At 69.4% G+C, this 19,546-nt stretch carries 14 protein-coding genes; 2 read left to right on the top strand and 12 right to left on the bottom strand.

The features are described from left to right. Positions 1-411 carry an NTP pyrophosphohydrolase gene (locus tag OG953_RS10630; RefSeq protein WP_405683730.1) on the bottom strand — a complete coding sequence of 137 codons (411 nt, stop codon included), beginning with the start codon at positions 409-411 and terminating at the stop codon, positions 1-3. 39 nt (positions 412-450) lie between these two features. Next, a complete protein-coding gene (locus OG953_RS10625) occupies positions 451-1,563 on the bottom strand; it encodes an LCP family protein (protein ID WP_405683727.1) in 1,113 nt (370 codons plus the stop codon). Between the two features lie 339 nt (positions 1,564-1,902). Here OG953_RS10625 and OG953_RS10620 point away from each other — a divergent pair, with 339 nt between their 5' ends. Beyond that, positions 1,903-3,024: a hypothetical protein gene (locus tag OG953_RS10620; RefSeq protein WP_405683725.1), complete on the top strand. Its 1,122-nt coding sequence runs from the start codon at positions 1,903-1,905 to the stop codon at positions 3,022-3,024. Between the two features lie 84 nt (positions 3,025-3,108). Here the strand turns inward: OG953_RS10620 and OG953_RS10615 are convergent, their stop codons facing one another. The 9 genes from OG953_RS10615 to OG953_RS10575 all read right to left on the bottom strand — a co-directional run bounded on the left by OG953_RS10615 (position 3,109) and on the right by OG953_RS10575 (position 16,942). Next, complete coding sequence (locus OG953_RS10615) at positions 3,109-5,115, bottom strand: glycosyltransferase (protein ID WP_405683723.1); 2,007 nt, start codon at positions 5,113-5,115, stop codon at positions 3,109-3,111. Between the two features lie 73 nt (positions 5,116-5,188). After that, a complete protein-coding gene (locus OG953_RS10610; protein WP_405683722.1) occupies positions 5,189-6,673 on the bottom strand; it encodes an SDR family NAD(P)-dependent oxidoreductase in 1,485 nt (494 codons plus the stop codon). Between the two features lie 52 nt (positions 6,674-6,725). Next, positions 6,726-8,741 (bottom strand): hypothetical protein, encoded by a 2,016-nt coding sequence (locus OG953_RS10605; RefSeq protein ID WP_405683720.1) that lies wholly within the window; start codon positions 8,739-8,741, stop codon positions 6,726-6,728. Between the two features lie 309 nt (positions 8,742-9,050). Next, positions 9,051-10,088, bottom strand: a complete 1,038-nt coding sequence (locus tag OG953_RS10600; RefSeq protein ID WP_405683719.1) for a signaling protein — start codon at positions 10,086-10,088, stop codon at positions 9,051-9,053. A gap of 166 nt (positions 10,089-10,254) precedes the next feature. After that, on the bottom strand, positions 10,255-12,384 hold the full coding sequence (locus tag OG953_RS10595) for a 3-hydroxyacyl-CoA dehydrogenase NAD-binding domain-containing protein (RefSeq protein ID WP_405683717.1): 2,130 nt from the start codon (positions 12,382-12,384) through the stop codon (positions 10,255-10,257). Further along, positions 12,381-13,634 (bottom strand): thiolase family protein, encoded by a 1,254-nt coding sequence (locus OG953_RS10590; protein WP_405683715.1) that lies wholly within the window; start codon positions 13,632-13,634, stop codon positions 12,381-12,383. The genes OG953_RS10595 and OG953_RS10590 overlap by 4 nt, the downstream gene beginning before the upstream one ends. Before the next feature lie 325 nt (positions 13,635-13,959). Beyond that, positions 13,960-15,234 carry an HRDC domain-containing protein gene (locus OG953_RS10585; protein ID WP_405683713.1) on the bottom strand — a complete coding sequence of 425 codons (1,275 nt, stop codon included), beginning with the start codon at positions 15,232-15,234 and terminating at the stop codon, positions 13,960-13,962. A gap of 117 nt (positions 15,235-15,351) precedes the next feature. Further along, positions 15,352-16,014, bottom strand: a complete 663-nt coding sequence (locus OG953_RS10580) for a response regulator transcription factor (RefSeq protein ID WP_093899280.1) — start codon at positions 16,012-16,014, stop codon at positions 15,352-15,354. A gap of 268 nt (positions 16,015-16,282) precedes the next feature. Then, the gene (locus tag OG953_RS10575; RefSeq protein ID WP_327272262.1) at positions 16,283-16,942 is read right to left on the bottom strand and encodes a DUF3000 domain-containing protein; all 660 of its coding nucleotides are present in this window, start codon (positions 16,940-16,942) and stop codon (positions 16,283-16,285) included. 91 nt (positions 16,943-17,033) lie between these two features. Between OG953_RS10575 and hemE the strand changes: the two genes are divergently transcribed. Next, a complete protein-coding gene (gene hemE, locus OG953_RS10570) occupies positions 17,034-18,107 on the top strand; it encodes a uroporphyrinogen decarboxylase (RefSeq protein WP_405683711.1) in 1,074 nt (357 codons plus the stop codon). A 28-nt stretch (positions 18,108-18,135) separates the two neighbouring features. Here the strand turns inward: hemE and OG953_RS10565 are convergent, their stop codons facing one another. After that, positions 18,136-19,524: an FAD-dependent oxidoreductase gene (locus OG953_RS10565; RefSeq protein WP_405683709.1), complete on the bottom strand. Its 1,389-nt coding sequence runs from the start codon at positions 19,522-19,524 to the stop codon at positions 18,136-18,138. Positions 19,525-19,546: the final 22 nt, after the last annotated feature.

The following is a 19,546-nucleotide window of genomic DNA, read 5'->3' as shown; positions in this document are numbered from 1 at the left end:
TCAGTCGCTGCGCGACGGAGGCAGCGGCCGTACCGCACGGGGGCCCACGCACTGAGCTCCGTACGCCTCCACCCGCTGCCGCAGCCCCCGGTCGGCGGTGACGACCACGCAGATGCGGGCTGCCGGACGGGACATGGCGTCGGCGACCAGCTCGACGATCCGGTCGTCACCGCTTCCGGGCGCCGATTCCACCCGTACCCCGGGAAGCGATTCGACGCCCCGGGCCGCGCCCTCGACGACCAGGATCAGCTCGGCGGGACCGGGAAAGGAGCCCAGACCGTCCGCGGCGAACGGGGCCAGCGAATCCCGCAGCCGTACGGCCGCCCCCCGCCGGTCCCGCCACCATCCGTCCGGTACCGACCCGACCACATTGGCCGCGTCGACGATCACCAGGGTCGGTTCGCTCAGCATCCTCGAAGGGTGCCATGTGCAGACCGCGGCCGGAGACCGTCAGCCGCCGGTGGCCGGGGACTTCTTCGCGGACTCCGGAATCGTGGCGTCCCCGCGGATCGCCTTCCACAACGTGTCGGCCTGCGGCTGCGCCGCCACGACCCGGTCCGGATCGGCCTTGTCGTACGCCACCGGGAGCATGATCGTCTCCATCGAGGCAGGATCGACGCCCTGCATGGAGCGGGCGAACTTCGAGAGCGACGTCAGCGAGGCGAGACCGTCGTCGGTCGTCAGCGACTCGGTCGCCGAGTTGGCGATCTTGTACACGTCCGTCGGGCTGCTCAGCAGATCCTGCGACTTGACCTCGCTCAGCAGCGCCAGCAGGAACTGCTGCTGCAGCCCGATCCGGCCGAGGTCGCTGCCATCTCCGATGCCGTGCCGGGTGCGTACGTACGCGAGCGACTGGGTGCCGTCGAGCTTGTGCGGCCCCGCGGTGAGGTCGAGGCCGGACGACTTGTCGTGGATGTCCTGCGGAACGTCGACCGTGACGCCGCCGATTGCGTCGACCAGATCCTTGAACCCGGCAAAGTTGATCTCCAGGTAGTGGTCGATCCGGACCTTGGACATCTTCTCGACGGTCTTGACCACACAGGCCGGACCGACCTGCGAATAGACGGAGTTGAACATCACGCGGTTCGCCGACGGAACGGCCGAGCCGTCGGCCTTCGTGCACTCGGGCCGGGTCACCAGGGTGTCACGGGGTATGGACACGGCGACGGCCTCGGTGCGGCCCTCGGGAATGTGCACCACCATCGCGGTGTCGGACCGGGCACCGCTGACGTCGCCCCCGCCACCCAGCTCCTTGTTCTCGGCACCGGCCCGCGAGTCGGAGCCGAGAACCAGCAGGTTCTGACCGCTGGTCGGCAGCTTCTCGGGGCGGTCGTCGCCGAGCGCCTCGTCGATGTCGACGCCCTTGATGTTCCCGTCGAGGCTGCTGTAGAGCCAGTAGACGGTGCCGCCTGCGGCGAGGAGGACAACAAGCAGGCTGATCAGCACAATGCGGCCGGTACGACGCCGTGGGCGCCCGCCCCCGTCGCCCTTCTTGCGGCCCTTCCTGCGGGACTCCGCCCGCCGTGAGGCGCGCGGGCCAGGGGGAACGATGTCGTGGCTCATCCTGCTCGAGTCCCTTGATCTCGTGGCCGCGGAGCGGCCGGGGTAGGGCCGGGGACTCGGGTGGGGCCGGTCCACGCATGTGGGGGGCAGAGCGTGCACTATAGACAGATTTTCGAATTTTGTGTAATCCTTCGCGCGATCTTCAACTCCGGCATCGAATTGTTATTCGTTCCGTGGTGCGCCAGTTGTCTCCGTGGGCGCCTGTGATGCCGGGGAGCGCTGATCCGTGGGGCGAACGGGGAATCTATGATGGGTTGGTTCGGCCCGTTGCGTGCCGGAGAGCCGAAACGGCTCCCGGAGCCGGGGCCGAGGAACCATGGGGAAGGACGACTTCACGTCATGCCGGTCAGATCCAGGCGCGCTGCCCAGGGGAGGGCCCCGATTCCGGGTGCCGACGTCCACGACGGAAGCGGGAATCGGGTGGCGCGGGCGACCGCCTACGGGCGTTGGCTCGTACTCGGCAAGGACGGCAGACTCAGTGCTTACGCACTGTGCGACGAGGGGCTGCTCCGCTGGACGGAGGCTCGTCCCGGGGGGCCCGACTGGACGGGCCCGGACCTCTTCCCGGTGGCGAACCTGACCCATCTGTCGGTGACTCAGGGATCCGACTGCTTTGTGCACTTCATCGGGCGCCGCACGGTACGCAAGGACGACGGACCGGTCGTCGACCTCGTGCATGCCACCCAGTTCCAGTCCGGCCGCCCCGTCACCGCGTGGCACCCCCTCGGCAACCCGCACAAGGACCGCGAGAAGGCGGCCCGACTCGGAGTGCCGACGGCCGCCGTCAACGCCGAGGGGCTGCTGCACGTCTTCGTCCGCAACGCCGACGGCAGGCTCGCACTGCGGCGCGAGAAGACGGGCGGAAAGTGGGAGGGTTGGCAGGACCTCAAGGGCGGACGGCTCCAGGACGGGGCGGTTGTGGCCGCCACCGCCTCCGGACGCATCGAGGTGCTCGTCCCGGGACAGGGGCAGGCGATGCGGTGGAGCCAGAACGAGCCCGACGGCGCCTTCACACAGGACCAGGACGTCCCGTTCGCCCATGCCCCGGGCAGCGCCGCGGCTCTGGAGACCGCGCAGGACAGGGTGACGTACTACTGGGCCGATGAGGCGACCGGGGGCGTCGTCGCGCATCGCCCCGGCACCTGGGCGATCCCGCTCAACAGCTCTCCTGCGAACGGTGCGGTGGCGGCTCTGCGCGCCATGCTGGACGGCTACGACTGCACCGTACTGGCCCACCGAGACCGCGAGGGCCAGGTCATGCTCACAGCCTGCGGTACGGAGAACGAAGGAGCGGGCGTGTGGTGGTCGCCGACGGGTGAGCGCTGTGTGGGCGGACCGGCGCTCGCCTACGACGCGTACGGCCGGGTCGTGCTCGGGCTGATCGGCGAGGACGGCGCCCTGCGCGTTGCCCGGCAGAGCCGTGAGCCGGGCCTGGCCCTGGAGCACTCGGTCCGGATCTGAGCCGTACGGACTGTCCGGACCACCGGGGCACGGGGCACTCACCGCGATGAGTGCCCCGTTCGCGTCGCCGGGCAGGACCATGGATCAGGAGGCAGGCTTCAGCCCGATCGACAGGTAATTACTGTCCGTGTAGTACGGGTTGAAGGTCACCGAGCGTCCACCGACGGTGGTGATCGTCCGCTTCGGATAGACGTGGATGTGCTTGCGCTGCATGATTTCGTCGCCGAACCGCCCCAGCCGCAGACGGTGTGCCTCGCCCGACACCGTCAGGTTCCCCGGAATGCTCAGGGACAGGTCCCAGATGGTGTCGACATCGACCATCCGGTCCGCGTACTGCTGGAGATCGATGGTGAAGCTGGCCCCGCCGTTCGAAAACGCGCACGGGATGGTGACGAAGGAGTCCGCGTTCTTCCGGCTCTGCGCGATCACGTGCGCGCCCTGACCGGCGAGGTCGACCTGCGGTCCGCCGGCCGCTGCGGCGACCCCCAGAACGTACGACTGGATGTTGAGGTGTGAGCCGGTCGCCTCCACCGACAGCACCTCCGCATGGGCATGGAACTCGCGCGAGACGATCTGGAGATAGCCGCCGTCCTCGGAACGCGTGAACGTGCGGAACTGCACCGGGCCGGCGTGGGCCGGGGACGAGATCAGCGAATTCGCCGACTGCTGGAGTTCGTTGACCTTCACCCGGCGCATGACGCCGTCGTCCTCGCGGCGCAGCAGCACGTTCCATGTCCCGGGAGCCAGCCGCAGCTGCGCCGGGACGGAGGCGTACAGATGCCCGTCGGCCGCCTGCTCGGCCTGCGCCGCCAACAGCGCCTGCCGCCCGTCCGCCGCGTTGACGCACAACACGGTGAACCGACTGCCCGGCGCCCGAGCCGGATCGACCGCGAACTCCAGGTCCCCCGCGGGGGTGGCCCGGCACAGCGCCTCGGGCCGGTAGGCGCGCGCCGTGAGCAGACGGGAGAGGTACGTCTCGTACGCCTGCGCCTGCGATTCGTTGCTGTAGTGCCGGGACTTCTCCACCGCGTTCGATCCGAGCTGTACGCGCAGGTCGGCGTCGCTCAGCAGCCAGTCCAGGTTCTTCGCGAACGCGTCCACATCTCCGACGGGCGACAGCGCGCCGTCCACTCCGTCGGAGATGATCTCGGACGGACCGTGCGGGCCCGCCGTGCTGAGCACCGGGACGCCACAGGTCATGGCCTCCACGATGGTCAGGCCGAACGTCTCGTCCGTCGACGTCGAGGTGTGCAGCGCCGCCTTGGCCAGCTCCTCGCGCAGATGCCTCGTGTGCCCCATGAGAAGGATGCGCTCGTTCGCCCCCAGGTCGTCGATGAGCTTGCGCAGCTTCGGCTTTTCGTCGCCGCTTCCGTAGATTCGCAGGGTCCAGTCCGGGTGCTTCCTGCCGAGCTGCGAGAAGGCGTTCACGAGCAGGTCGAACCGCTTCCAGTCGACGAGCCGCCCCGACGCCGTGACGATGCGCGAGCCGTGCACATCGGCCCGGAGGAAGGTCCCGGGGACGGCGTTGGGAATGGCATGGAACACCGTCCCGACTGCGCCGTACGCGTCCCGGTGTGTCTGGGCGTCCTTCGCGGTCACGGTGACGAAACCGTCCAGCCGCGGAATCGCGGCGTCCAGCATCTTCCGCGAGGCCGCAGTCTGGTGGTGGTAGTGCGTATGCGCCTGGCCCAGCGTGATGTACTGCCCGGTCCCCAGTGCCGTCAGCAGCGACACCGTGTTGGGGGCGGTGGCGATGATGACGTCGGCGTCGGAGCTCTCCAGGTACGCGGCCGCCCGCTCGTCCATCAGCCGGCTGTAGCGGTTCTTGTCGTCGGCCTTGAAGCCCGTGCAGTGCTGGGACGCTGTCGAGTGCAGCGGATTCGTCAGGTCGGGCGAGCCGCCGCGGGTGTCCACGAGCGTGCGCAGCCTGATGCCGGGCGCGAAGCGGAGCGGCGGTACGTCGTGGTACTGGAACACGCTCACCAGCTCGACCTCGTGCTGCCGGGCGGCGAGCGAGTTGGCGAGCGTCTGGGTGGCTACGGACGTACCGGCCTGTCCGTAGGCGCTGTACATCAGAAATGCGATCTTCACGTGGTCCTCCTGGATCCGTGGCCGTAGCGGCTTCAGTTCCGAATTCCGTGGGCTCCGGTCTCCGGGACGGGGCTCAGACGGGCTGGTTCCCGGAGTCGTCGAGCACCTGCGAGAGGGCGGTCTCGAACGCCGAGGCGGCGCGCTGCCTGCGTACGTCGATCACCTGGCCGCTCATGCCGGAGAGCAGGACATCGAGCGAGCTGCGCGCGACCTCGTCCGAGGGGAGCAGCGAATCGCTGGGCTCCTGCCCGAACACCTTGGTCCGCATCGGGGTCGCGGTCCGCTCCGGGTTCATGCAATTGACCCGGATGTTGTCCTCGGTCCACTCCTCCGACAGCGCCTGGGTGAGGTTCACCACGGCCGCCTTGGTCGAGGAGTGCAGGCTGTACTCGGCGCGCCCGCGGGTGTAGCTGCCGGAGGTGAAGAGCAGCAGCTGTCCCTCGGTCTCCGCCAGGAACTTGTACGCGTTGCGGGCGATGTTCACGGGGGCGAGGTAGTTGATCCGGAGCGCCTCGTGGATCGCGGCGGAGTCGGTTTCGTCGAGCCGGCCGATCCGGAGCACACCCGCGGTGTTGACGACGTAGTCGATCCGGCCCGTCTCCGCGTACGCCCTGGTGAAGGCTGCTTCCACCTCGTCCGGGTTCTCCACATGGGTGCCGGTGGCGGAGCGGCTGAGGGCGTACACGCGGGCCCCGTACTCCTCGGCCATACGGGCGATGCCGGCGCCGATTCCGTACGAGCCGCCGAACACCATGAGAGTCCGGCCGGCCAGCCGCTCCCGGTAGAACGCGTCGGAGCTGTGTGCCGGAGCGGTCGTCGAGGCCAGTTGGAACAGCTTGTCGGCGATGAAGACATCGACGGGCTGGGTGACCTTCATGTTGTACTCGTCGCCCATGACCACATGAACAGGCACGTCGGGCAGGTACTTGACGACGACCGAGCAGTCGTCGGTGGCCCGGAACAGTGGGTCGGCCGCCGCGAGCTCGTACGCCCGACGAATCGTGGACAGCCGGAACCCCTGGGGCGTCTGGCCGCGCCGGAGGCGGTCGCGGTCGGGCACCTCGGTGATGAACTCGCCGTCGTCGCCGTGCGTCCGGGTCACGATCACGGTGTCGGACGAAGGGATGGCTACGTCGACGGCGCGGTAGCGTTCCAGCGCCTGCACGCACTCCTTGACCACGCGCTGCGACAGCAGCGGACGCACCGCGTCGTGGAACAGCAGATTGCAGTCCTCATCGCCGTCGAGCCGGGCGGCCACCGCCGCGATCGCGATGTTCGTGGTCTCGCTTCGGGTGCTGCCGCCCGAGAGCACCTGCGACACCTTGCTCAGACCGGCCTTCGCGACGATCTTCTCGGCGTCGGCGACATGGTCCGGTGCCATCAGGACCACGACGTCGTCGATGTCCGGTGCGTTCTCGAAGATGTGCAGAGTGTGCTCGAGTATCGACTTACCGGCGATCTTCAGGAGCTGCTTCGGGACAGCGAGCCCGATGCGCTGCCCGGTGCCACCGGCGAGGACAACGGCGACAGTACGGCGACGGGAGGCGCGGATGGTCAAGGTCTCTTGCTTCCTGTAGGCGGTGAGGTGACGAGCATGCGGCGGCAGGCCGTCAGGCCGGCTGGTGCGGCTGCTGTTCGGGGTGGCCGGGTTGTTCCGGGGACTCGATGGGGAAGTCCCGCAGACCACGGAGATAGAGATCGTTCGCCGCGTCGGCGAAGCGCACGGTCGACGGCGGATTGTCCGGACCGAGCAGATAGTCCTTCAGCTGCTCCCGGTACGGGGCCATGACGTCCTGGTCCCGGGAGAACATGGCGCAGAGCGCCGTCTCCAGGCCATTGCACTCGGCGTCGAGCAGGTACGAGGCGTACGCGGTGCGCTGCTCGTTGCGGAACTCCGCGTCCGGCAGGCCCTCCAGATTGAAGATGGCGTACGGCTTCCGGGTGGCCACGAAGTCCGAGACCACGCTCGACATGTCGCCGATCAGCAGGTCCGAGTGGTTGAAGCAGTCGTAGAGCGTGGGCACCCTGTCGGTCACGACGTGGTGCGCGTCGGCGGGCAGTGAGTCCCAGTAGAGCGTGCCCGCCTGGTCACGGAACTTGCGGATCCGGGTTGTCCGCTCCTCCTCGGTGAGGTCCGGGTACTTCGAGCGGACCCCGCGCTCCTGGAGTGCGGCGAGCCGCTTGTCGATACGGGCCAGCCGGCGGGCCGCGGCCTTCGAATCGAGGATCTTCCGGCCGAACCGGCGGGCGTTGTCGTCCTGGAGCAGCGCGATGATGCGCCGGTGCGCGGCGGCAGCGGCGGGGGAGCGGGTGCCGGTCAGCGGGTGCGGCTTGTAGATGATCCGCAGCTGCCGCTCGTGCGCGAGCAGGGTCCGTATGAGGTGCTCGCCTGCCGGGATGACCGAGGTGTAGCAGGCATCGTCGGTCCAGCCCTCCCAGGTGGGGGCGTAGATGACGGTCGGGATCTCCTGGCTGACCGAACCCGTCCAGCGGCGCAGGGGCATCAACTGAGGTCGGCCGACCTCCACGATCTGATGGGCGGTCACCGCATGCTTGATGCGCTCGTAGCGGTCGCGTCCGGCCCGTCCGGCCACCCAGATTTCGTCGAAGACCTTGCTGACGCGGTTACTGCTGGCGAGCTTGTCGCTGTCGCCGTGACCGATGAAGACGTGCTTGACCTCGTGCCGCTGGAGCATGTGCACGTTCTTGCCGGCGTTGCCGGGGTAGAGCGTCACCCGCAGTTCGGGCATCTCGACACGGGCCAGATATTCGGCCTTCGGGACGCAGATGACCGGTACGGAGGTGGCGTCCAGGAACCGCAGGGTGGCCCGCTCGCGCAGCACGATGATGGGGCGCAGATCCAGCGACTCAAGCGACTCCAGCCACATGTTCACCTGGTACATGAAGTCCCGGGAGACGGCGGCGAAGGTGAAGTAGAGCGCGACCTGCGGCCGGTACTCCCGCAGCTGCCAGTTCAGCTCGTCGATGGCGTCATTGGCGGTGGGCAGGATGAGCGCGTTTCGCGCCCCGGGCAGCAGGACCAGGAAGGCCACGAAGGCGAACCAGACCGAGGCGATCCCGCCGAACGTCACGTACTCCCACCGGTCGGTGGCGATCGTGCCTATCGCGCCGCCCACCAGCGGGACGTCCAGATGCAGCGTCTTGCGGACGTGCTTGTTCATCAGGAACGGGTGCGGCAGCCGCCGGATCCCCAGTGCGTCCAGGTCGAGTCCGCGCGTGGTGAAGGGCAGCGCGGCACGCTCCGTTTTGACCCGCTTGAGCAGAGCACCGTAGGCGAGCTGCAGGACGAAGAGCAGCAGTAGCCCCACTGAGGTCATCTGGACGACGAACGAGTCGAGGTCATTGATGGAGCCGCAGAGGGCCAGCAGCAGGAACTGCCGGATCAGGAACCGGATGGTGAGCCCGAATCGCGAGTCCCGCAGCCGGTCCAGGGTCGAGGACTCGGAGGTGTGCAGGAGCAGGTCGGCCGCGTAGCTGACCGCTGCGGCGTACGCGAAAACGGGCAGGGACGCCATCACCACCGCCGCCAGCATGGCGACGAAGCTGAGCACCAGGGCCGCGGTGATCAAGAACCCCAACGCTGCCTGACGTTGTGCTTTGCCCATGGGCGGCCGGCTCCTCCTTCAGTGTCTGGGTGCGGCGCATGGCTGCGTTGCCAGCGCGGACAGGGACTGCCGCACGTCACAGTGGGGGCCGAGCCGCGGTCTGACGGAATGCGGACGGTGCGTAAGGAACTTGTGAAGCATCCGACCGAACTTTAGACACCCATGATGCTTTCGGTGAACTTTCACAGGGTCAAAAGTCGAACATTTGACGTCTGGATACCGAACAGTTATGAATCAGGGGGCTCTGTGTGATCTCCGTAACGCCGAATCTCACGCTTGGTGATCAAGGCCGATGTGCGTTGCTCCCGGTCAGGACTGACACGAGTAGACAGTCAGCTCTCGCCGGCCCGGCGTCTTGACCGAGAAGGCCACGCACAGCCGCGGTTCCGGGCCCGGCCGCACGGCGATCCCTTCCGGCTCGCGGAAGTCCAGCCCCGGTGCCACTGTCACCTTCTGGCGCCCGGCGGCCCGCCCGCTCCGTATGTCGATCGCCGACACATAGGTGTTGCCCCCGCCGGACGGCGGATTGCTGCCCGCCGCGTCCGTGTAGGGCTTTCCGGTCAGCTGGTAGATGTGGTCTCCGTGCAGGGCACAGCCCTGGAACGTCTCGCCCTCCTGGAGGGCACTGTCCTCGACGTGATGCAGCGGCTCGTACCGCCCGGTGAGGAATTCGTCCATGCGGTAGACCGTGTAATGGTGGGTACGGCCGACCCAGTGGCTCACCAGAACACGGCGGCCCGGGAGGTCCAGCGCCGGATGGATCTTGTGGCTGCCGGGCAGCGGGCGATGATGCCGTACCCGCGGTGACGAACTGTCGATCACCGCGCCGTTACGGAACGGGATCCGGGCGATGGCGCGTCCGTACCCGGTCCGGACGTCCACGTCGGACTCCACCCACAGCAGCGCGTCCCCGCCCGAGGGCTCCACCCCGTGCGAGATCCCGTGTCCGAACCCCCGGAGGTACATGTGCCCGGCCTCGGCACCCGAGGGGGAGAGGACCGTCACACACATGTCGCCGGCCAGCCGCCGGGTCCGGCCACCGAGTGGCCCCTCCTCGTCGGGCAGCCGGACAGAGGCCGGCACGACCTGGAGCGCGTACACCTCGCCGGGCTCGCTGCCGTACGAGATCGACTGCGGGCCCGAGACATGGTGCAGCGGGCTGAGCGGCAGCAGCTTCGACGCCGTGTCGATGTCGAAGAGTCCGGCCTGTCCGGCGGGCGGCTCGCCGTCGCCCGCACCGACACCCGGGGTTCCGCCCAGGAGGACGGTTCCGGCCGCCGCGACCAGGCCCCCACAACTCGCGAAGAGCAGCGATCTGCGAGTGATGTGGCTTCTGGTGCCCACCATGCCTGCCCGTGACCGCCGTCTCTCCTCAGGGACGGGACACCGTCCACCTCTGGGGTTGGATCAGACATCCTGTCACGACCCCGTCGAGTCCGGACGACCTGGGCAATGCGTACGGAGGGTACGGCCCGTCCACCGAGCCGCACCCTCCGCCGGTCAGGCAGTGGTGTTACGCCGGAACGCTCGCCACACCCTGCGCCAGGAACTTCTTGCCGTTCACCCGCTCCGAAACGCCCTCACGGTCCAGGTACGGAGTGATGCCGCCCAGGTGGAAGGGCCAGCCCGCGCCGGTGATCAGGCAGAGGTCGATGTCCTGGGCCTCGGCGACTACGCCCTCGTCCAGCATCAGACCGATCTCCTGCGCGACCGCGTCCAGGACTCGGTCGCGGACCTGCTCCTCGGACAGGACGACATCGCCCTGGTTGAGGAGAGCGGCGACCTCCGGGTCGAGCTCCGGCTTGCCGGAGCCGTATACGTAGAAGCCGCGCTTGCCGGCCTTGACGACCGCCGCGAGGTTCTGGGAGACGGTGAAACGCTCCGGGAAGGCACGGTTCAGGGTCTCGGAGACATGCAGACCGATGGCCGGGCCGACCAGCTCCAGGAGCACCAGCGGCGACATCGGCAGACCGAGCGGCTCGATGGCCTTCTCGGCGACCTCGACCGAGGTTCCCTCGTCGATGACGTTCTGGATCTCGCCCATGAAGCGGGTGAGGATGCGGTTGACGACGAACGCCGGGGCGTCCTTCACCAGCACCGCGGTCTTCTTCAGCTTCCGCGCCACACCGAACGCCGTGGCCAGCGAGGCGTCGTCGGTCTGCTCGCCGCGGACGATCTCCAGCAGCGGGAGGATCGCGACCGGGTTGAAGAAGTGGAAGCCGACGACCCGCTCCGGGTGCCGCAGCTTCGACGCCATCTCGGTGACCGAGAGGGACGAGGTGTTGGTGGCGAGGATCGCGTGCGCCGGGGCGACCGCCTCGACCTCGGCGAACACCTGCTGCTTGACGCCGATCTCCTCGAAGACGGCCTCGATGATGAAGTCGGCGTCGGAGAAGCCTTCGGCCTTGTCCAGCACACCGGAGACCAGGGCCTTGAGGCGGTTGGCCTTGTCCTGGTTGATGCGGCCCTTGCCGAGCAGCTTTTCGATCTCGGTGTGGACATAGCCCACACCCTTGTCGACGCGCTCCTGGTCGATGTCGGTCAGCACGACCGGCACCTCCAGACGGCGCAGGAACAGCAGCGCCAGCTGCGAGGCCATCAGACCGGCACCGACGACGCCGACCTTGGTGACCGGGCGGGCCAGGGACTTGTCCGGGGCACCGGCCGGGCGCTTGGCGCGCTTCTGGACCAGGTTGAAGGCGTAGATCCCGGAGCGCAGCTCGCCGCCCATGATCAGGTCCGCGAGGGCCTGGTCCTCGGCGTCGAAGCCGGCGCTCAGGTCGCCGTTCTTCGCCGCGGCGATGATGTCCAGCGCGCGGTACGCGGCCGGGGCCGCACCGTGCACCTTGGAGTCGGCGATGGCCTTGCCACGGGCGACGGCCTGGTCCCAGGCGTCACCGCGGTCGACCTCGGGGCGCTCCACCGTGACCGTGCCGTTCAGCACGTTCGCGGTCCAGATCAGCGACTGCTCCAGGAAGTCCGCACCTTCGAAGAGGGCATCGGCGATCCCGAGCTCGAAGACCTGCTTGCCCTTGAGCTGACGGTTCTGGTTCAGCGAGTTCTCGATGATCACCGAGACCGCGCGGTCGGCGCCGATCAGGTTCGGCAGCAGGGCGCAGCCGCCCCAGCCGGGGACCAGACCGAGGAAGACCTCGGGCAGCGAGAACGCGGGCAGCGCCTTGGAGACGGTGCGGTACGAGCAGTGCAGACCGACCTCGACGCCGCCGCCCATCGCCGCGCCGTTGTAGTACGCGAATGTCGGGACCGCGAGGCCGGAGAGGCGGCGGAAGACGTCGTGGCCGCCCTTGCCGATGGCGAGCGCGTCGTCGTGCTTCTTGAGCAGCTCGACGCCCTTGAGGTCGGCGCCGACCGCGAAGATGAACGGCTTGCCGGTGATGCCGATACCGGCGATCGCACCCTCGGCGGCCTCCTTCTCGACCTGGTCGATGGCGGCGTTCAGGTTCGCCAGCGACTGCGGTCCGAAGGTGGTCGGCTTGGTGTGGTCCAGGCCGTTGTCCAGTGTGATGAGGGCGAACCTGCCCGCTCCCGCAGGAAGGTCGAGGTGACGTACGTGCGCCTGCGTGACGACCTCGTCGGGGAACAGCTCGGCCGCACCCTTCAGAAGCTCAGTGGTGGAGCTCACTTGCTGCCTCCGTCTGCCTTGTCGAAGTGCGGGTTCTCCCAGATGACCGTCGCGCCCATGCCGAAGCCGACGCACATGGTGGTCAGGCCGTAGCGGACCTGCGGCTGCTCCTCGAACTGGCGGGCCAGCTGCGTCATCAGACGCACACCGGACGAGGCCAGCGGGTGACCGTAGGCGATGGCGCCGCCGTACTGGTTGACGCGCGCGTCGTCGTCGGCGATGCCGTAGTGGTCGAGGAAGGCGAGCACCTGCACGGCGAACGCCTCGTTGATCTCGAACAGGCCGATGTCACCGATCGACAGGCCGGCCTTGGCGAGGGCCTTCTCCGTCGACGGGATCGGGCCGTACCCCATGACCTCGGGCTCGACACCCGCGAAGGCGTACGAGACGAGGCGCATCTTGACCGGGAGGCCGAGCTCGCGGGCGACGTCCTCGGCGGCGAGCAGCGAGGCGGTGGCACCGTCGTTGAGCCCCGCGGCGTTACCGGCGGTGACGCGGCCGTGGGCGCGGAACGGGGTCTTCAGACCGGCCAGGGATTCCAGCGTGGTACCCGGACGCATCGGCTCATCGGCGGTGACCAGGCCCCAGCCCGTCTCGCCGGCCGAGCCCGCGGCGGAGCCGCTATCGGCTGCAGCGGTGCGGCGCACGGAGATCGGCACCAGGTCCTGCTGGATCTTGCCGTTGGCGTATGCCTTGGCGGCCTTCTCCTGCGAGCGGACCGCGTACTGGTCCGCACGGAGCTTGGTGATCTGCGGGTACCGGTCGTGCAGGTTCTCCGCGGTCATGCCCATGAACAGCGCGGACTCGTCGACCAGCTTCTCCGATACGAAGCGCGGGTTCGGGTCCACGCCCTCGCCCATCGGGTGGCGGCCCATGTGCTCGACACCACCGGCGACGACGACGTCGTACGCGCCGAAGGCGATGGAGCCGGCCGTCGAGGTGACGGCGGTGAGGGCGCCCGCACACATGCGGTCGATGGAGTAGCCGGGGACGGACTGCGGCAGACCGGCCAGGATTCCGGCGGTGCGGCCCAGCGTCAGACCCTGGTCGCCGATCTGGGTGGTCGCGGCGATGGCGACCTCGTCGATCTTCGCGGGGTCCAGGTCCGGGTTGCGGCGCAGCAGCTCCCGGATGGCCTTCACGACGAGATCGTCGGCGCGGGTCTCGTGGTAGATGCCCTTCGGGCCCGCTTTGCCGAACGGGGTGCGGACGCCGTCGACGAAGACGACGTCCCGGATGGTACGAGGCACGGTGGCTCTCCTCCAGGGTGCGGGATGGCACTGCTGCGGGGCACGCCCACAGGCGCGCCGCTCCCCTCATGCTACTTGCGGGTAACCAGACTGCCCAGCCCCTGTGGCGGGAGCGGCGAAGGTCACATGCGGGTGGGGCGGGCGCGAGGGCCGTTCGGCCTCGAAGGCCGGACGGGCCGGCAGCGGACTGCCCGACGTGTCGAGGCCGCGCCGGAGACGGCAATCGCCGGACGGGGCGGTGAGAACAGCCCGTCCGGCGATTGAGGACAGAGCGCGGCCGGAGGCCGCGCAACCTGGCGTGATTACGACCCTCAGGGGCGAGCCCTCAGGCCGCCGACACCAGCGCTCGGACCAGAATCGGGGTCACCTGTTCGATCTGCCAGCGCCGCGCGCCGTACCCGGTGAGCGCGGACTCGATCGCGTCCGTGGTCGGATTCTTCGGCGGCTCCCAGCAGACCCGGCGCACCGTGTCCGGGGTGATCAGGTTCTCCTGCGGCATGTGGAGCCGCTCGGCGAGCTCCGACACCGCGGCGCGGGCGGCCGAGAGCCGCGCCGCTGCCGCCGGATCCTTGTCCGCCCAGGCGCGGGGCGGCGGCGGACCGGCGAGGGTCTGGCCGGGCTGGGGGAGCTCGGCGTCCGGCAGCGCCTTGGCGCGGTCGATGGCCGCCTGCCACTGCTCGAGCTGACGCCGCCCCATGCGGTGGCCGAACCCGGGCAGCGCGGTCAGCGCATGCGTGTTCGGCGGGAGCGCGAGCGCCGCCTCGACGATCGCGGCGTCACCCAGCACCTTGCCGGGGGAGATGTCCCGGCGCCGGGCGACCTGGTCACGGGCGGTCCACAGCTCCCGTACCACCGCCATCTGACGGCGGCGGCGGACCTTGTGCATGCCGGAGGTGCGGCGCCACGGGTCCTTGCGCGGGGGAGCGGGCGGCGCCGAGGCGATCGCGTCGAACTCCTCCCGCGCCCACTCCAGCTTGCCCTGCCGGTCGAGCTCGTCCTCCAGGGCGTTGCGCAGATCGATCAGCAGCTCGACATCGAGCGCCGCATAGCGCAGCCAGGGGTCGGGCAGCGGACGGGTTGACCAGTCGACGGCGGAATGGCCCTTCTCCAGCGAGTACCCGAGCACGCTCTCGACCATGGCGCCGAGGCCGACCCGCGGGAAGCCGGCCAGCCGTCCGGCCAGCTCGGTGTCGAAGAGCCCGGTGGGAGTCATCCCTATTTCGCGCAGACAAGGCAGGTCCTGAGTGGCGGCGTGCAGGATCCACTCGCTGCCGCTCAGGGCGTCGCCGAGCCCCGACAGATCGGGGCAGCCGACAGGGTCGATCAGCGCGCTGCCCGCGCCGTCGCGGCGCAGCTGCACCAGGTAGGCGCGCTGGCCGTAGCGGTAGCCGGAGGCGCGCTCGGCATCGACGGCCACCGGGCCGGAGCCCGCGGCGAAGGTGGCGATCACCCGGGTGAGGGCGTCGTCGGATGCCACCACCGGGGGAATGCCCTCTCGAGGTTCGAGCAAGGGGATCGGCGCCGGGGCGACGTCGTCCGGGGGAGCGCCCCCGGTGGTTCGCAGTGAAGTGTCTGCTGCGGTCTCTTGGGCGTCGGTCACGTGTCAAGGGTATCTGTGTATGTACGGCGCCCGTCGACGGAACGTTCCGTCGACGGGCGCCGATGAATGTAAACCAGCCGGTGTGTATGGCTGTGTGTACTTGCCGGGGTGCGGGGGTCAGTGGATGATGCCCGTTCGCAGGGCGACGGCGACCATTCCTGCGCGGTCTCCGGTGCCGAGCTTGCGGGCGATTCGGGCGAGGTGGCTCTTGACGGTCAGGGCGGACAGGCCCATGGAGACGCCGATGGCCTTGTTGGACTGGCCTTCGGCGACCAGCCGGAGGACCTCGACCTCGCGGCCGGACAGTTCGCGGTAGCCGCCCGGGTGGCTCGGGGTGCCGGGGGGCCGGCGGTGCATACGGGCGGCAGTGGCGCCGATGGGAGCGACGCCTGGACGGGTGGGGTGGCCGATATTGGTTCGGGTGCCGGTGACGACGTAGCCCTTCACGCCGCCCGCGAGGGCGTTGCGTACGGCGCCGATGTCATCGGCGGCGGAGAGGGCGAGGCCGTTCGGCCAGCCGGCGGCTCGGGTCTCGGACAACAGGGTCAGCCCGGAACCGTCGGGCAGGTGGACGTCGGCTACGCAGATGTCGCGTGGATTGCCGACGCGGGGACGGGCCTCCGCGATGGACGACGCCTCGATGACGTCACGTACTCCGAGTGCCCACAGATGGCGGGTGACGGTGGAACGGACGCGCGGGTCGGCCACGACGACCATGGCCGTCGGCTTGTTCGGGCGGTAGGCGACCAGGCTTGCGGGCTGCTCTAGGAGAACGGACACCAGGCCTCCTGGGGAGTGGCGGGACGGGCCGGCTCGGGGATGAAGCCGGGGCGAACCGTGCTTGAAGGGTCATTGACCTCTTCGGCAGCAGACCCGTCCTCCTTTAGAGGAAGATCACTATTTGGTGAGTAACAATTCGGGCAAATCGGACATGCGATCGATTGTACGAAAAAATTGCCGGTGACATTGCGACGGTTGTGACGCAGTGTTACCGGCAAGGGGAAGGGCTCGGGGTTCGGGACAGATTCAGGACAGGTTCAGGACAGGTTCAGGGAACCTGGGGGCCGCGCCGCTGGGGGAGTGTCACCACCGCGGCATCGGCGGGGCCGGATGGTGGCAGGCCGGCGATCTGACACAGCAGATCGCCCCACGCCATCAGATGCGCCGCAGTGTCCGGCACCCCGCCACGGCCCTCGCGCGGTGTCCACGACGCCCGGATCTCGATCTGCGTCGCCGGGCGTCTCGTGGCCAGCGCACCGAAGTAGTGCGACCCCGCCCGGGTCACCGTGCCGCCCGCCTCCCCGTACGACAGACCACGCGCCTCCAGCGCACCGGTCAGCCATGACCAGCACACCTCCGGCAACAGCGGATCGGAGGCCATCTCCGGCTCCAGCTCGGCCCGTACCAGCGTCACCAGGCGGAAGGTGCCGTGCCAGGCGTCGTGCCCGGCCGGATCGTGGAGCAGTACGAGGCGGCCGTCGGCGAGATCGTCCTCGCCGTCCACGACCGCGGCCTCCAGGGCGTACGCGTACGGAGCGAGCCGCTTGGGCGGCCGTGTCGGCTCCACTTCCAGCTCGGGACGCAGCCGCGCCGAGCGCAACGCGTCGACTGCCGACCGGAACGCGGGCGGGACGGAACCACCCTCCGCGCTGTCCTTGCTGTCAGCGCCATCGGTTTGATCGGAGAACTGTCCCTGAGCCGGAGCCATGCGGGGAAGAGTAGGCGGAACCGGAGCCTCGCGCAGGGAGGGACACCCGGGCGGGCCCGGCTGCTTGCGGCTTCGTGCGAAGATTCTGTGTGTGAGTGCCAACGACCGCCCCATGGGCCAGCAGACGAAGACATCCGCCACCCATGAGTCGGCGTTCCTGAAGGCATGCCGACGTGAGCCCGTGCCGCACACGCCGGTCTGGTTCATGCGCCAGGCAGGGCGTTCGCTGCCGGAGTACCTGAAGGTGCGCGAGGGCATCCCGATGCTCGACTCCTGCATGATGCCGGAGCTGGTCGCGGAGATCACGATGCAGCCCGTCCGCCGCCACAAGGTCGACGCCGCGATCTACTTCAGCGACATCGTCGTACCGCTCAAGGCCATCGGGATCGACCTCGACATCAAGCCCGGCGTCGGCCCGGTCATCGCCGATCCGATCCGCACCCGCGCCGATCTGGCCCGGCTGCGCGACCTCACGCCCGAGGACGTCAGCTACGTCACCGAGGCCATCGGCCTGCTCACCGCCGAACTGGGCTCCACCCCGCTCATCGGTTTCGCGGGCGCGCCCTTCACGCTCGCGAGCTACCTCGTGGAGGGCGGCCCGTCCCGCAACCACGAGCACACCAAGGCCCTGATGTACGGCGACCCGCAGCTCTGGGCGGATCTGCTCGACCGGCTCGCCGAGATCACCGGCGCCTTCCTCAAGGTCCAGATCGAGGCCGGTGCCTCGGCCGTCCAGCTCTTCGACTCCTGGGTGGGCGCACTGGCCCCCGCCGACTACCGGCGTTCGGTGCTCCCCGCCTCGGCGAAGGTCTTCGAGGCCGTCGCCCCGTACGGGGTCCCGCGCATCCACTTCGGTGTCGGCACCGGCGAACTCCTCGGCCTGATGGGCGAGGCCGGCGCGGACGTCGTCGGCGTCGACTGGCGGGTTCCCATGGACGAGGCCGCGCGCCGCGTCGGCCCCGGCAAGGCGCTCCAGGGCAACCTCGACCCCGCGGTGCTGTTCGCGCCGACGGCGACGGTGGAGGAGAAGACCCAGGAGGTGCTGGACGCGGCCGCCGGTCTCGAGGGCCATGTCTTCAACCTGGGCCACGGCGTCATGCCGTCGATGGACCCGGACGCGCTGACGCGGCTCGTGGAGTACGTGCACGAACGGACCGCGCGCTGAGCGGGAGAGGACACCGGGCGCCGCGCACTCAGGCGGTGCCCGCCCTCCGCAGTACCGTCACCGCCTTGCGGGCCGCCACCAGGACGGGGTCCCAGACCGGTGAGAACGGCGGGGCGTAGCCCAGGTCCAGCGCGGTCATCCGGTCCACCGTCATCCCGGCCGTGAGCGCCACGGCCGCGATGTCCACGCGCTTGGCCGCCCCCTCCCGGCCCACGATCTGCACGCCGAGGAGCCGCCCCGTGCGGTACTCCGCGAGCATCTTCACGGTCATGGGCTGCGCCCCCGGGTAGTAGCCCGCCCGGCCCGTCGACTCGATCGTCGCCGTGACGAACCGCAGGCCCACCGCGCGGGCGTCCTTCTCCCGCAGCCCGGTGCGGGCGATCTCCAGATCGCACACCTTGCTCACCGCGGTGCCCACCACCCCCGGGAACGTCCCGTAGCCGCCGCCCACATTGGCCCCGATGATCTGGCCGTGCTTGTTGGCGTGGGTGCCCAGCGCGATATGGCGGGTACGGCCCGCCACCAGGTCGAGGACCTCGACACAGTCGCCGCCCGCATAGATGTTGTCGTGCCCGACGACCCGCATCGACAGATCGGTGAGCAGACCGCCGTGCGGGCCCACCGGAAGGCCGACGGCCCGCGCCAGCGTCGTCTCCGGCTCCACACCGATACCGAGCACCACCACGTCCGCCGGGTAGGAGGTGTCGCCCGCGACGACGGCGCGGACCCGGCCGTCCGGGCCGGTGCGGATCGCGGTGACCTCGGCCCGGTTGACCGTGGTGATGCCCAGGCCGTCCATCGCGTCATGGACCAGCCGCCCCATGTCGGGGTCGAGCGTCGCCATCGGCTGCTTGCCGCGGTTGAGCACGGTCACCTCGAAGCCGTGCTTCAGCATCGCCTCCGCCATCTCGACGCCGATGTAGCCCGCCCCGACGACGACCGCCCGCCTGCGCCCCGGCGCCACCCGGTCCAGCGACTCCAGCAGCGCCTGCCCGTCGTCCAGCGTCTGCACCCCGTGCACCCCGGGCGCGTCCATGCCGGGCAGCGCCGGACGCACCGGCCGGGCTCCCGTCGCGATCACCAGCTTGTCGAAGCCCGTCCAGTACGTCTCACCGGTTTCCCGGTCCAGGGCCCGCACCCGCTGCCCGGCCACATCGATCTCCGTGACCTCTGTTCGCATCCGCAGGTCGATGTCGCGGGCCCGGTGCTCCTTCGGCGTACGGGCGATGAGGTCGTCCCGCTCCTCGACGTCGCCACCGACCCAGTACGGGATGCCGCAGGCGGAGTACGAGGTGAAATGGCCCCGCTCGAAGGCGACGATGCTCAGCTCGTCGGGACCCTTGAGCCTGCGGGCCCCGGACGCGGCGGACATGCCCGCCGCGTCACCGCCGATGACCACCAGTCGCTCCGCCGTCATGTCTGGTCCCTTCGACGCCGAG

The organism is Streptomyces sp. NBC_00057, from assembly GCF_045041165.1.
In the GTDB taxonomy this organism is placed as follows: domain Bacteria; phylum Actinomycetota; class Actinomycetes; order Streptomycetales; family Streptomycetaceae; genus Streptomyces.
Note: the sequence above shows the minus strand (reverse complement) of the source record. Positions and strands in the feature narration are given on the sequence as shown.